We start from the raw sequence: 12,954 nt of genomic DNA on the forward strand, positions 1-12,954 counted from the left end.
CCCGTGCGGGTGGAGTCGCCCGGCCGCGGCCCCGCGTCAGGTGCGGGGCCACGTACGCGGAGCTTCGGACGCCCCGTGTCCGGGGGTGCGGGGCTGCATCGGTGTGCGGCTCCGCCGCGTGTGCGCGACCAGCCACATACGGCCCGCAGCTTCCGCGGCCCCATCCGCGGAGCGTCCGGCGGGGGCTATTCGAGAAGCTCCGCGTACGAGCCCATGGCCAGGGCGATGTCCGCCTGGGCCCAGAACCGGTGGTACGTGAACGACGGCACCGCACCGCCCGCGAGATAGCTCTCGATCTTCGACCAGGCGGGATCGTCCTCGTAGAAGGAGCGGATCGAGTCGAACGTCGACGAGGAGTTGATCGCGTCACCGTTCGGCATCGTGCCCGTCCAGCCGCTCGGGATGTGCACCGGGTCGTCGAACCGGTTGTAGTCCGCGCGGTTCTCCGGGACGGCGATCCCGAGGTCGGTCTGGTGGTTCGCCCACATACCGTCCAGCAGCTTCTTCGCCGCCGCCGCGGCCTCCGTGTCACCGGAGCGGTCGGCGTAGTACGTCAGGGTCTTGGCGTACGCGGCCGCCACACCGACGTCGTTGGTGTAGTCGGCGACGGTGACGTGCAGCCCGCTGTTGGAGCCGGGGCTGGAGGCGTTCCAGGTGTCGGGCTGGCCCGACCACTGCAGCGTCGAGGGGATGCGGAACGTGCCGTCCGGGTTGAACGTGGTGTGGGACAGCGACCAGTCGACCCACTTGTCCAGGACCGTCTTGGCCTGCGCGTTCCCCGTCTGCTGGTACAGCTCGGCGACCCGCTCCATGGACCACGCCTGGAAGCCGAACCACTGGTTGGACGGCGGGTCGTGGTACACGGGCTTCTCGTCGTAGTACATGCCGTAGAACGTCGACTTCCCGGCGGGCGGGGACGCGTACCGGCCCGCCCAGCTGTTGGTCGCGCCGCCGGCGATGGCACCCTCGTCCGACTGCAGCCAGCGGTAGAACTCCAGCTGCCGGTCCATGGACTTGGCCCAGTCCGCCGCGCCCGTCGCCGACTTGGGCTTCAGCGGGGCGTAGTTGGCGAGCGCGTGGGCGGCGAGGGGGTTCTGATAGCCGCCGTGCGCATGGCTGGAGCCGATGCGCCAGGCCCAGCCGGCGCTGGTGTCCGTGGCGCCGCCCCATGCGTAGTACCAGGACATCAGGTAGTGCGAGGCGTCCTTGCCGGTACCGGCCGGGCAGGAGGTGCTGGTGCAGTTGCCGATCTTCTTGAAGTACTTGTCGAACATGGAGTAGCGCAGGTAGTCGCCCATCTTGGCCGCCTTGGCGACCGTCGCGGAGACCTGCCCGCCCTTGCCCTGGTCCTTGGCCCACAGGTCCGCCCAGTAGGCGGCCTGCACGGCCCGCGCGTCGGCGTCCGGCGCGTTGGTGAACTTCCACTGCTTGGCGTAGGAGGCGTCAGCGGTGAACAGGTCCAGATAGCCGTTCTCGCCGCCGTACTTGAAGGCGTCACAGGTCGGCTGCGGCACCGTCTCCCACACCGACTCCTGCGCGCCGCGCTGGAAGGTGTTGATGTACGACGGGCCGGTGTCCGACGGGCCCGCCTCGCACTTTCCGGGTGAGTTGCCGTAGCCGTAGACGTTGTCGACGTCCTGCAGCCAGTGCATGCCGTAGACGTCGTCCGTGCCGTACGCGCTCTTCAGCTCGGCCGCGATCGGGTCCGGGCCGACCGGGACACCGGTGTCGAGCTTGGCCGGGTACTCGCCCGGTGTGTCCAGCTCGGGCGCGTAGGTCGCCGGCTTGGAGGCGTTGTAGAAGGAGTTGGTCGGCTGGTCGGCGTGGGTGGGGATCATGTACTTCTCCATGAGGTCCCACGCCCCGTTGAACTTGGACCAGTCGCCCGTCACCTTGCCGTACATGGCCTGGAGCCACAGCAGGTAGCTGTACGCCTCGGAGGTGGTCTCGTGGCCGTGGTCGGGAGCCTCGACGATCAGCGTCTCGACCGAGTGGTACGGGATGCCCTCGGGGGAGAAGTAGCCGTTCGCCGGGTTGGTGATCTTCCCGTACAGCTCCAGGAAGCGGGCGTCGTAGTCCTTCGCCGCCGCCAGCTGGGTGACGGTGACCGAGGCCTTGGCGTGGCCCGCGGCCGTCGACTCGAACACGGCCGATCCGGTACCGGAGTCGGCGGCCGCGACGGTCACCTTCTGCGCGGTGTTCCAGTTCTGCGGTGTGAAGGTGAGCGAGGCTCCGGCCGAGACCGACAGGTTCGTGTTGCCGCTCGCGCGGGCCGACCTCACTGTCACGCTGGACGCCGGCTGCTTGGACAGTTTCACCTCGTACGTGCCCGACTTACCGGACTGCACGCCCAGTTGGAGCGGCGCGGCGACGACGGTGGGACCCGAGGCGACCGTGATGCCGACCGGGGTGGAGTCGGCGGACGCGCCCATGCTGTCGTACGCCTTCGCCACCAGGGAATGACTGCCCACGGTCAAGCTGGAGACCGAGAGCGAGTAGGGCGCGCTGGTGTCCGTGCCCAGCAGCTCGGTGTCGTCGTAGAACTCCACCTTGCTGATCGTGGCGTTGTCCGCGGCGGCGGCCGTGGCCGCCAGCGGGACCGCCTCGCCCTGGGTGTACACGGCGCCGGCCGCCGGGCTGGTGAGCACGGCGATCGGCGGCTGGTGCGCGCCGGTGCAGGCGGTGCCGTTGACCGAGAAGGACGTGGGTGCGGTGTTGGCGCCGCTGTAGGAGAACTGGGCGCCGGTGGAGACGGCGGCGCCCGCGGCGACCCGGGCGTTGTGCGGGGCGTTCTTCACGGTGATGTTCTGGCCGGACTGCGACCAGGTGCCGTTCCAGCCGTTGCCCAGCTTCTGGTTGCCGGAGTAGGCGTAGGTCAGCGTCCAGCCGTCGATGGCGTCCGTGCCGCGGTTGGTGAGGGTCAGGTCCACCGTGAAACCGGAGCCCCAGTCGTTCGTCTTGTAGTCGACGCTGCACTGAAGTGCCGCTGCCTGTGCGGGTGTCGATCCTGAGGAGAGCATCGTCAACGGAAGCGCGAGAGCTGCGAGAGCGGCGGTCCACATGCGCCGCACCGCTCTGCGTCTCCGGGGTGGGGGATGCATGGTGCTGGTTCCTCCTTGCGGCTCGGAGAAGTCAAGGCCTGAACCAGTGGGAGCGCTCCCATAGTGAAGACGGGGCTGGTATCGGTCAAGTCCTTGAAGAGTCGAAAAAGATTCGACCCCGTGTGGCGAGCGAAAGTCGGTGACTCCCCTGTTCTTTGCCGACACTTGGCGCTACCTTCCTTGACACCAGTGGGAGCGGTTCCATCAGTCGACGCGTCCGTCACGGCGTGTCCGAGCTGTAAGGAGTCGCTCATGCGACACCCTCCGGGTTCAGTACTTTGAGCCGCCGCCGGCGTGACCGCCCGCGCGCGGCGGACACGTGCCGCCCCCGCGCCGGCCGCGTACGGCGCCGTACCGGCCCCGGCATGCCCGCGGAAGCCTCACCGCACCTCTGAACCGTCCACGTACCTGCGGACATCGCACGCACCCCACGGAAGAGGAAACCCCCACTCATGAGCCGTACGAGAACAGCGTTACTGGCCGCCATGACCCTGGTCGCCGGCGCGACCGGCACCGCGTTCGCCGCCGACCCGGACGGCCTCGGCGCCGCCGCCGTCCCCTGCACGGTCGACTACAAGATCCAGAACGAGTGGAGCACCGGCTTCACCGCCGCCGTGACCCTCACCAACAACAGCGCCGCCAAGTCGTCCTGGTCGCTGCAGTGGTCCTACGCGGGGAACCAGAAGGTCACCAGCGGCTGGAACGCCAAGCTCAGCCAGAGCGGTGCCACCGTCACCGCGGCCAACGAGAGCTACAACGCCCGGCTGGCGACCGGCGGTTCGGTCAGCTTCGGCTTCCAGGGCAGCTACAGCGGCAGCAACGCCGTCCCGGCCACCTTCACCCTCGACGGCGTGACCTGCAACGTCGACGACGGCGGCTCCGGCGGTCCCGGCAATCCCGGCGGCCCCGGCGACCGGGTGAACAACCCCTACGAGGGCGCCAAGGTGTACGTGAACCCGGAGTGGCGGGACAAGGCCGCCGCCGAGCCGGGCGGCAGCCGCATCTCCAACCAGCCCACCGGTGTCTGGCTGGACCGGACCGCGGCGATCAACGGTGTCAACGGCGGTATGGGCCTGCGCGACCACCTCGACGAGGCGCTGCGCCAGAAGGGCTCCGACGAGCTCGTCATCCAGCTCGTCATCTACAACCTGCCCGGCCGTGACTGCGCCGCCCTCGCCTCCAACGGCGAGCTGAGGCCGGACGAGATCGGCCGGTACAAGACGGAGTACATCGACCCGATCAAGGCGATCCTCGCCGACCCGAAGTACGCCGGCCTGCGGATCGTCACCACCGTCGAGATCGACTCGCTGCCCAACCTCGTCACCAACACCGGGAGCCGCCCGACGGCCACCCCGGAGTGCGACGTGATGAAGGCCAACGGCAACTACGTCAAGGGCGTCGGCTACGCGCTGAACAAGCTCGGCGACGTGCCGAACGTCTACAACTACGTCGACGCCGGCCACCACGGCTGGATCGGCTGGGACGACAACTTCGGGCCGTCCGCGACCCTGTTCAAGGAGGCGGCGTCCGCCGAGGGCGCGACCGTCAACGACGTCCACGGCTTCATCACCAACACGGCGAACTACAGCGCCCTGAAGGAGGAGAACTTCTCCATCGACGACAACATGGCCGGCAAGTCCGTCCGCGAGTCCAAGTGGGTGGACTGGAACCGCTACGTCGACGAGCTGTCCTTCGCCCAGGCCTTCCGCAACCAGTTGGTCTCGATCGGCTTCCCCTCCGGCATCGGCATGCTGATCGACACCTCGCGCAACGGCTGGGGCGGCACCGCCCGGCCCGCCGGCCCCGGTGCGCGGACCTCCGTCGACACCTACGTCGACGGCGGCCGATACGACCGGCGCATCCATCTCGGCAACTGGTGCAACCAGTCCGGAGCCGGCCTCGGCGAGCGCCCGCAGGCCAACCCGGCCGACGGGATCGACGCGTACGTGTGGATGAAGCCGCCGGGCGAGTCCGACGGGGCGAGCAAGCAGATCCCGAACGACGAGGGCAAGGGCTTCGACCGCATGTGCGACCCGACCTATACGGGCAACCCGCGCAACAACAACAACATGTCCGGTGCCCTGCCGGACGCGCCGGTGTCCGGGCACTGGTTCTCCGCCCAGTTCCAGCAGCTGATGCGGAACGCGTACCCGCCGCTGTCGTGACCGGCTGACGTCCCGTCCCCACGGGTCCGCCGGAGTCTCGGCCCCGGCGGACCCGTGGGCGGGTGATTTGCGGGAGCGGCAACAGCGGTGGCCTCCTCGCGGTGCGTCGGCGCACGCTGGGCGCATCCGAGCGAGAGGCTGACCACCATGGCGCACCACCACCATGACCGACAGCAGGCCCACGGCCGTCATCACGACCACACCTGCCTCGACTGGGCCGCGATGGCCCCGATGCTGGAGTCCCAGGCGGAACTGTTCACCTCGTTGTACGAACGGGCCCTGGGCTGGCTGGCGAAGGAGGTGACCGAACCGGGCCTGATCGTCGACGCGGGCAGCGGTCCCGGGGTCGTGTCGTGCCTGTTCGCCGAGACGTTCCCCGGCGCGCGGATCGTGGCCGTGGACGGCTCCGAGCCGCTGCTGGAACGGGCCCGGGCACGGGCCGACCGCCAGGGAGTCGCCGACCGCTTCAGCACGCTGGCCGGTGAACTGCCCGATGTGCTGGATGAGTTGGACTACCCGGCCGACCTGCTGTGGGCGAGCCGCAGCCTGCACCACCTCGGCGACCAGCGGGCCGGGCTCACCGCGTTCGCGGCCCGTCTGGCGCCCGGCGGCACGCTGGCCCTCATGGAGGGCGGCCTGCCCGCGCGGTTCCTGCCCCGCGACATCGGCATCGGCCGCCCCGGCCTTCAGGCGCGGATCGACGCGCTGGAGGAGGAGTGGTTCAACCGCATGCGCGAGGACCTGCCGGGCCATGTGGCGGAGCCGGAGAACTGGCCGGCCCTGCTGTCCGCCGCGGGCCTGAAGCACACCCGGACGCACAGCTTCCTCCTGGACCTCCCGGCCCCGGCCTCGGAGCGCGCCCGCGCCTACGTCGTCGCGTCCCTGTCGCGCTTCCGCGAGACCCTGGCGGAGGGCCTGGACGCCGACGACCGCGCCACCCTCGACCGCCTCCTCGACCCCGGCGACGCGGCGAGCCTGCACCACCGCCCTGACGTGTTCGTCCTGGCGGCCCACACGGTGCACACGGCGGTCCAGCCCGCGTAGCGACGCCCCTGAGGCCGAGCCTGCTCCAACCGGCGTACTCCCCGGCATCGCACTCCGGCCGGCACTACCGGGGGAATCCCTGTCCGGCGCCCAGGTCGCGTTCATCACCGGTGGCGGCAGCGGAACCGGCGCCGCCGTCGCACGGCGAGGGCGCACACGGGCAGCGCCCCGGTTCCGGGCCCCGTCGGGCGTCGGAACCGGGGCGCTGCCCGCGCGGCTCAGGAGCCGTTGAACGTCGCCGGGTCCGGGCCCAGGCGGCGGTCCTCGTTCAGGGCGCTGATGGCCGCCAGGTCCTCGGTGTCCAGGCTGAAGTCGAAGACCCCGATGTTCTCCTTGATCCGCGACGGCGTCACGGACTTCGGGATCACCACGTTGTCCAGCTGGACGTGCCAGCGCAGCACGACCTGGGCCGGGGTGCGGTCGTGCTTCCGGGCGATGGCCACGATCGCCGGGACCTCCAGCAGGCCCTTGCCCTGGCCGAGCGGCGACCAGGCCTCCGTGGCGATGCCCTGCTCCGCGTGGTACTCACGGGCGGCGTGCTGCTGGAGGTGCGGGTGCAGCTCGATCTGGTTCACGGCCGGGATGACCGACGTCTCGCCGATCAGCTTCTCCAGGTGTCCGGGAAGGAAGTTGGACACGCCGATGGCCCGGATCCGGCCGTCGGCGTGCAGCTTCTCGAACGCCTTGTAGGTGTCGACGTAGGTGCCCCGGTCCGGCATCGGCCAGTGGATCAGGTACAGGTCGACGAAGTCCAGGCCGAGCTTCTCCAGCGACGTGTCGAAGGCGCGCAGCGTGGAGTCGTACCCCTGGTCGGCGTTCCAGAGCTTCGTGGTGACGAAGAGTTCCTCGCGGGGGAGACCGGCGGCGGCGATGGCCTTGCCGGTGCCCTCCTCGTTGCCGTAGATCGCCGCTGTGTCGATGCTGCGGTAGCCGGCCTCCAGCGCCGTCGATACGGCCGCCTCGGCCTCGTCGTCCGGCACCTGCCAGACGCCGAAGCCCAGCTGGGGCATCTCGACGCCGTTGTTCAGGATGATCGGGGGGACCTTGCTCACGAGCTCTCGATCCTTCGGTTTGCGGTCAGGTGTCCTCCCATCGTCAACGATCACGAGCCGTGATGCATTCCTGACGGGAGAATTCAGAAGCGACGACTGCCCCGCGGAGCGTGAGTCACGCCCGGTACAGCGCCTCGACCTCCTTTTCGTACGCCTTCTCGATCGCCTTGCGCTTCAGCTTCAGCGACGGGGTCAGCAACCCGCGTTCCTCGGTGAACGGCTGGGCCAGGATGCGGAAGGTGCGGATCGACTCCGCCTGCGAGACCAGGGTGTTGGCCGCGACCACCGCGCGCCGCACCTCCGTCTCCAGATCGGCGTCGCGCACCAGCTCCGCCGGCGACATCTGCGGTTTGCCCCGCATCGCCAGCCAGTGCTCCACGGCCTCCTGGTCGAGGGTCACCAGGGCGGCGATGTACGGGCGGTCGTCGCCGACGACGATGCACTGGTTGACCAGCGGGTGGTCCCGGACGCGTTCCTCCAGCACGCCGGGCGACACGCTCTTGCCGCCGGATGTGACCAGGATCTCCTTCTTGCGGCCGGTGATGGTGAGGTAGCCGTCCTCGTCGAGCGAGCCGAGGTCGCCGGTGGCCATCCAGCCGTCCTGCAGGGCCGCGTCGGTGGCCTTCTGGTTGTTGAGGTACCCCTGGAAGACGTTCTCGCCGCGCAGCCAGATCTCGCCGTCGTCCGCGATGTGCACGGTCATGCCCGGGATGGGCCGGCCGACCGTGCCGAACCGGGTGTGCCCGGGCGGGTTGGCGGTCGCGGCGGCGGTGGACTCGGTCAGGCCGTAGCCCTCGTAGATGTGCACGCCCGCCCCGGCGAAGAACAGCCCGAGCCGCCGGTCCATGGCCGAGCCGCCCGACATGGCGTGCTTGATGCGCCCGCCCATCGCGGCGCGGATCTTGGCGTAGACGAGCTTGTCGAAGAGCTGGTGCTGCATGCGCAGGCCGGTGGAGGGGCCGGGGCCGGTGCCCCAGGCCTTCGCCTCCATCGCGTCCGCGTACTTGATGGCGACGTCGACGGCCTTCTCGAACGGACCGGAGCGGCCCTCCTTCTCGGCCTTGCGCCGGGCCGCGTTGAACACCTTCTCGAAGATGTACGGCACGGCCAGGAAGAACGTCGGCCGGAACGCGGCCAGATCCGGCAGCAGGGCCGCCGCGTTCAGCTGCGGCTGATGGCCGAACTTCACCCTGCCGCGGATCCCGGCGACCTGGACCATCCGGCCGAAGACGTGGGCGAGCGGCAGGAACAGCAGGGTCGCCGCCTCGTCGCCGCGCTTGGAGTGGAACACCGGCTCCCAGCGTTCGATGACGGTGTCGGCCTCGTACATGAAGTTGCCGTGCGTCAGGACACAGCCCTTGGGGCGGCCGGTCGTGCCCGAGGTGTAGATGATCGTGGCCACCGAGTCGGGCGTGACGGCCTGCCGGTGGCGGTGCACCACCTCGTCGTCGAGATGCGCGCCCGCGTCGTACAACTCGTGCAGGGCTCCGGAGTCCAGCTGCCACAGGCGGCGCAGCTGCGGCAGTCGGTCGATGACGGTGGCGATCGTCATCGCGTGGTCCTCGTGCTCCACGACCGCGGCCGTCACCTCGGCGTCGTACAGCATCCAGAAGCACTGCTCGGCCGAGGACGTCGGATAGACCGGCACCACCTGGGCGCCGATCGTCCACAGGGCGTAGTCGAACAGCGTCCACTCGTAGCGCGTGCGGGACACGATCGCGACCCGGTCGCCGAATCGGATGCCACTCGCGAGCAGCCCCTTGGCCAGGGCGAGCACCTCGTCACGGAACTCGGCGCTGGTCACGTCCCGCCACTGGCCGGAGCCGTCCTTGCGGCCCAGCGCGATGTGCAGCGGGTCCTCCTGGGCATGCTCGAAGACCACGTCGGCCAGACCGCCCACCGGAGGTGCCAACGCCAACGGAGGGTTGGTGAACTCGCGCAATCCCCGCTCCCGCTCCTCAGCGCTTCGGTTGAGTGACGCTCCGCACACTGCCGTGAAAGCTACCCCACCCGGCCAGGGGTGCGGGAGGGGTACGAAGGTGAGCAACGCTCTCGTCCGCGCTGGTCAGCGCGGGAAAATGCGCTCACATGGGGAAGGGTCGGACAGAATACTGACGGCTGAGTAAGTTTCGGTGCCGTAATCTCCACCGAATCTGTACGACCCGGCGGCTGACCAGGAGGCGCCTCTTCTGTCATCGTGCGGCGGCGGATTCCGTCACTCGACTTCTCTCGGGCGGAGTGGGTCCAGGCCGGTCACAGGCCCTTGCGCGCACTGCGGTGCAGCCGGTCCCCGCCCGACAGGATCGCCGCCGCCAGGGCGTTGGCCGCGCCCTGCGCGGAGGGCCGGCGCCGGCCGTGGACCACGACGAAGTCGACCTGCCCCAGCTCCGGCAGTCCCGCCCGGTCCGGCACCCGGACCAGGCCCGGCGGGATGAGGCCCCGGGAGTGGGCCATCACACCGAGGCCCGCCCGGGCCGCCGCGACGAGCCCGTTGAGGCTGCCGCTCGTGCACACCACGCGCCACTCGCGGCCCTGGCGCTCCAGCGCCTCCAGGGCGAGCGCGCGGGTGATGCCCGGCGGCGGGTAGACGATGAGCGGCACCGGGCGGTCCGGGTCCAGCCGGAGGCGTTCCGCGCCGATCCACACCAGCCGGTCGTGCCGGACCAGCTCGCCGCGCGGGTCCTCGGGGCGCCGCTTGGCCAGGACCAGATCCAGCTTCCCGGCGGCCAGCTGCTCGTGCAGCGTGCCCGACAGCTCGACCGTCAGCTCCAGGTCGACCTCCGGGTGCTCGTGCCGGAAGCCCTCCAGGATCTCCGGCAGCCGCGTCAGCACGAAGTCCTCCGATGCGCCGAAGCGCAGCCGCCCCCGCAGCCGGGTGCCCGTGAAGAACGCCGCCGCCTGCTCGTGCACCTCCAGGATCCGGCGCGCGAAGCCGAGCATCGCCTCGCCGTCCTCTGTCAGCTCCACCGAGTGCGTGTCCCGGGTGAACAGCGTCCGCCCGGTCACGTTCTCCAGGCGCCGCACGTGCTGGCTGACCGTCGACTGCCGCAGTCCGAGCCGCCGCGCGGCCTGTGTGAAGCTCAGCGTCTGCGCCACCGACAGGAACGTGCGCAGATGGGACGGGTCGTACATGCGTCCCAGGCTATCCGCGGCTATCGCGCCAGGCGATAGCAGTGAGAGCGGTGTACGGGATTCCCGATCGCCGCACGGGGGAGCAGGATGGAAGGGGGCCGTTCTGGCCCTGGGACCGACTGACGCATCAAGCAAGTGGAGCACCGTGAAACGCCCGCACTGGCCGAGCCGGCTGCCGATCGACCCCTACATCCTGCTGCTCCTCGGGATCGTGGGGCTCGCCGCGCTGTTCCCGGCGCGCGGCACGGCCGCCGATGTCGCGTCCGGTGCCTCCACCGCGGCGATCGCCTTCCTGTTCTTCCTCTACGGGGCCCGGCTGTCCACCCGCGAGGCGCTGGACGGCCTGCGCCACTGGCGGCTCCACGTCACGGTCCTGGCCTGTACTTTCGTCGTCTTCCCGCTGCTCGGCCTCGCGGCCCGCGGGCTCGTGCCGGTGGTCCTGACGCACCCGCTCTACCAGGGGCTGCTCTTCCTCACGCTGGTCCCGTCGACCGTGCAGTCGTCCATCGCCTTCACCTCGATGGCCCGCGGCAACGTACCCGCCGCGATCTGCGCGGGCTCGTTCTCCTCGCTCGTCGGCATCATCGCCACCCCGCTGCTCGCGGCCTCGCTGCTCGGCAGCAGCGGCGGGTTCTCCGCCGACTCGCTGCTGAAGATCGTGCTGCAACTGCTCGTGCCGTTCCTCGCCGGACAGGTGCTGCGCCGCTGGATCGGAGGCTTCGTCACCCGCCACAAGAAGGTCCTCGGGCTCGTGGACCGCGGCTCGATCCTCCTCGTCGTCTACACGGCGTTCAGCGCGGGCATGGTCCAGGGCATCTGGAACCAGGTCAGCCCCGCGCGGCTGGGCGGGCTGTTCGCCGCCGAGGCGGTGATCCTCGCCGTGATGCTCCTGCTGACCTGGTACGGCGGCAAGGCGCTGCGGTTCGGCCGGGCCGACCGGATCGCCCTCCAGTTCGCGGGCTCGAAGAAGTCCCTGGCCGCCGGACTGCCCATGGCGAGCGTCCTGTTCGGCGCGCAGGCGGCGCTCGCCGTGCTGCCGCTGATGCTCTTCCACCAGATGCAGCTGATCGTGTGCGCGGTGATCGCCAAGCGGCGCGCCCAGGACCCGGCGGCGGACCTCACCCCGGCGGCGCCAGCCGCAGCGTCACGAACCGCGGTCGGTACAGGGACACGTTCCGGCTGAGCGCGGCGGCGGCACTCGTCGTATCCAGCCAGTTGACGTCGTAGCTCAGGACGAGCCGTCCGTCGCCGCTCAGCACCGGATGCGCCTGCGGGTTGTAGGCGGCCACCTGGCCCTGCGGCAGGGAGGGGCTGAACTCCTTGGCCGGGCCGTGCCACGGCCCGGCCGGGTCGCACGCCCAGTAGGACGCCACCGTGGTGAGCCCCTTCGTGCCGGCGGCCATCGTGAACAGCACGTACGTCCCCTCGTCCCGGACGACCGAGAACGCGCTGCCCACGCCCTTGCGCTGCCCGTCCCCGAGCACCGGCCGCGGACGGGCGCCGGGCACCCAGTCGGAGCCGCTCCAGTACCGCCAGGCCGCCGGATCCGCGAGTTCGCCCTCCGGCACCCGGGCCACGTACGCGTGCGAGGCCGGGCGGGAGGCGGCCTGGCCGTCGTCGCCGCCGAAGACGTACGTCCAGCCGTCCTCCTCCACCAGCGTCGTGCCGAACAGCACGCGCCGGGACGGGTCGGGGACCCGTTGCTGGTCGAGCACCTTGGTGACCGACTCCAGGCGCAGGCCGGGCAGCGACAGCGTGGCGACCTCGGTGGCGGTGGGCACGCCGTAGATCCACGGGGCCGTCCCCGCCGTGCGCACCCACAGCAGCACCCGGACGACCTGCTCGGAGGAGCCGGGGGAGCGGGGTTCGACGCGGGCGGCGACCGGCCACCGCCACTGGCCCGGCGCCGGGTCGGCGAACAGCGGGGCGGGCAGCGTGGACTCGAGCCGGCCGTCACGCATCAGCACGGCCGAGTTCCGCACCAGGGGCTCGGCCGTGTCCCGCCAGGCGTAGGGTTCCCCGGCCGGGTTGGGCGGGCCGTGCACCCGGCCCAGGTAGGTGTCCGAGAACAGCCACAGCACGCGGCCGTCGGGCAGCCGCACCGAGTGGGTGCCGTCGCCGCCGGTCCAGTCGTCGGTGCGGGACGCGTCGTCGCCGTAGCGGCCGAACTCGGCGGTGAGGCCGTCGTCCGCCTGCCACGAGCCGACCGTGCGCGCCGCGCAGGCGCCGTCGTCCGGACTCTCGTCCTCCGGCAGGGCGATGAGCAGCGCGGCTGCGAGAACCAGGACCAGCAGGACGCCGATCCCGGTTCCCGTGCGCTGCCGTGCTCGTGATGCTCCTGAGTCGTCGGGCACGCTCCGTGACGTTAGTTGCTGCCGCTCACCTGGTCCATGGGCAGCCCAGCACCCGGGCGTCGGCAATCCGGGCATTCCGGCATCCGGGCATTCGGACATCCCATGT

The 12,954-nt window shown here is 70.6% G+C and carries 8 protein-coding genes; 3 read left to right on the forward strand and 5 right to left on the reverse strand.

Annotation, left to right across the window (positions count from 1 at the left end; translation table 11 throughout):
• Positions 1-185: 185 nt before the first annotated feature.
• The gene (locus tag ACZ5TL_RS03890) at positions 186-3,101 is read right to left on the reverse strand and encodes a glycoside hydrolase family 48 protein (RefSeq protein WP_468587366.1); all 2,916 of its coding nucleotides are present in this window, start codon (positions 3,099-3,101) and stop codon (positions 186-188) included.
• 452 nt (positions 3,102-3,553) lie between these two features.
• On the opposite strand from ACZ5TL_RS03890, the gene ACZ5TL_RS03895 reads away from it, so the two are divergent.
• Together ACZ5TL_RS03895 and ACZ5TL_RS03900 are read left to right on the forward strand one after the other, a co-directional pair.
• Positions 3,554-5,266 carry a glycoside hydrolase family 6 protein gene (locus tag ACZ5TL_RS03895; RefSeq protein WP_468587368.1) on the forward strand — a complete coding sequence of 571 codons (1,713 nt, stop codon included), beginning with the start codon at positions 3,554-3,556 and terminating at the stop codon, positions 5,264-5,266.
• 147 nt (positions 5,267-5,413) lie between these two features.
• The gene (locus tag ACZ5TL_RS03900) at positions 5,414-6,310 is read left to right on the forward strand and encodes a class I SAM-dependent methyltransferase (RefSeq protein WP_468587370.1); all 897 of its coding nucleotides are present in this window, start codon (positions 5,414-5,416) and stop codon (positions 6,308-6,310) included.
• A 218-nt stretch (positions 6,311-6,528) separates the two neighbouring features.
• Here the strand turns inward: ACZ5TL_RS03900 and ACZ5TL_RS03905 are convergent, their stop codons facing one another.
• The 3 genes from ACZ5TL_RS03905 to ACZ5TL_RS03915 form a co-directional block, all read right to left on the reverse strand.
• Positions 6,529-7,320: an aldo/keto reductase gene (locus tag ACZ5TL_RS03905; protein ID WP_468587991.1), complete on the reverse strand. Its 792-nt coding sequence runs from the start codon at positions 7,318-7,320 to the stop codon at positions 6,529-6,531.
• A 157-nt stretch (positions 7,321-7,477) separates the two neighbouring features.
• Positions 7,478-9,304, reverse strand: coding sequence for an AMP-dependent synthetase/ligase (locus ACZ5TL_RS03910; RefSeq protein WP_468587372.1), 1,827 nt, complete (start codon positions 9,302-9,304; stop codon positions 7,478-7,480).
• Between the two features lie 311 nt (positions 9,305-9,615).
• The gene (locus ACZ5TL_RS03915) at positions 9,616-10,494 is read right to left on the reverse strand and encodes a LysR substrate-binding domain-containing protein (RefSeq protein WP_468587374.1); all 879 of its coding nucleotides are present in this window, start codon (positions 10,492-10,494) and stop codon (positions 9,616-9,618) included.
• A gap of 172 nt (positions 10,495-10,666) precedes the next feature.
• On the opposite strand from ACZ5TL_RS03915, the gene ACZ5TL_RS03920 reads away from it, so the two are divergent.
• On the forward strand, positions 10,667-11,677 hold the full coding sequence (locus ACZ5TL_RS03920) for a bile acid:sodium symporter family protein (RefSeq protein WP_468587993.1): 1,011 nt from the start codon (positions 10,667-10,669) through the stop codon (positions 11,675-11,677).
• On the opposite strand, the gene ACZ5TL_RS03925 is transcribed toward ACZ5TL_RS03920, so the two are convergent.
• Positions 11,613-12,848: a DUF4185 domain-containing protein gene (locus ACZ5TL_RS03925; RefSeq protein ID WP_468587376.1), complete on the reverse strand. Its 1,236-nt coding sequence runs from the start codon at positions 12,846-12,848 to the stop codon at positions 11,613-11,615. The genes ACZ5TL_RS03920 and ACZ5TL_RS03925 overlap by 65 nt on opposite strands.
• Positions 12,849-12,954: the final 106 nt, after the last annotated feature.

This window comes from Streptomyces sp. NPDC033136 (genome assembly GCF_055578235.1).

Bases quoted from the DNA above. Each gene is read 5' to 3' on its own strand.
- ACZ5TL_RS03905 (WP_468587991.1), bottom strand. From the start codon at position 7,320: ATGCCCCAGCTGGGCTTCGGCGTCTGGCAGGTGCCGGACGACGAGGCC.
- ACZ5TL_RS03890 (WP_468587366.1), bottom strand. From the start codon at position 3,101: ATGCATCCCCCACCCCGGAGACGCAGAGCGGTGCGGCGCATGTGGACC.
- ACZ5TL_RS03895 (WP_468587368.1), top strand. From the start codon at position 3,554: ATGAGCCGTACGAGAACAGCGTTACTGGCCGCCATGACCCTGGTCGCC.
- ACZ5TL_RS03900 (WP_468587370.1), top strand. From the start codon at position 5,414: ATGGCGCACCACCACCATGACCGACAGCAGGCCCACGGCCGTCATCAC.
- ACZ5TL_RS03915 (WP_468587374.1), bottom strand. From the start codon at position 10,494: ATGTACGACCCGTCCCATCTGCGCACGTTCCTGTCGGTGGCGCAGACG.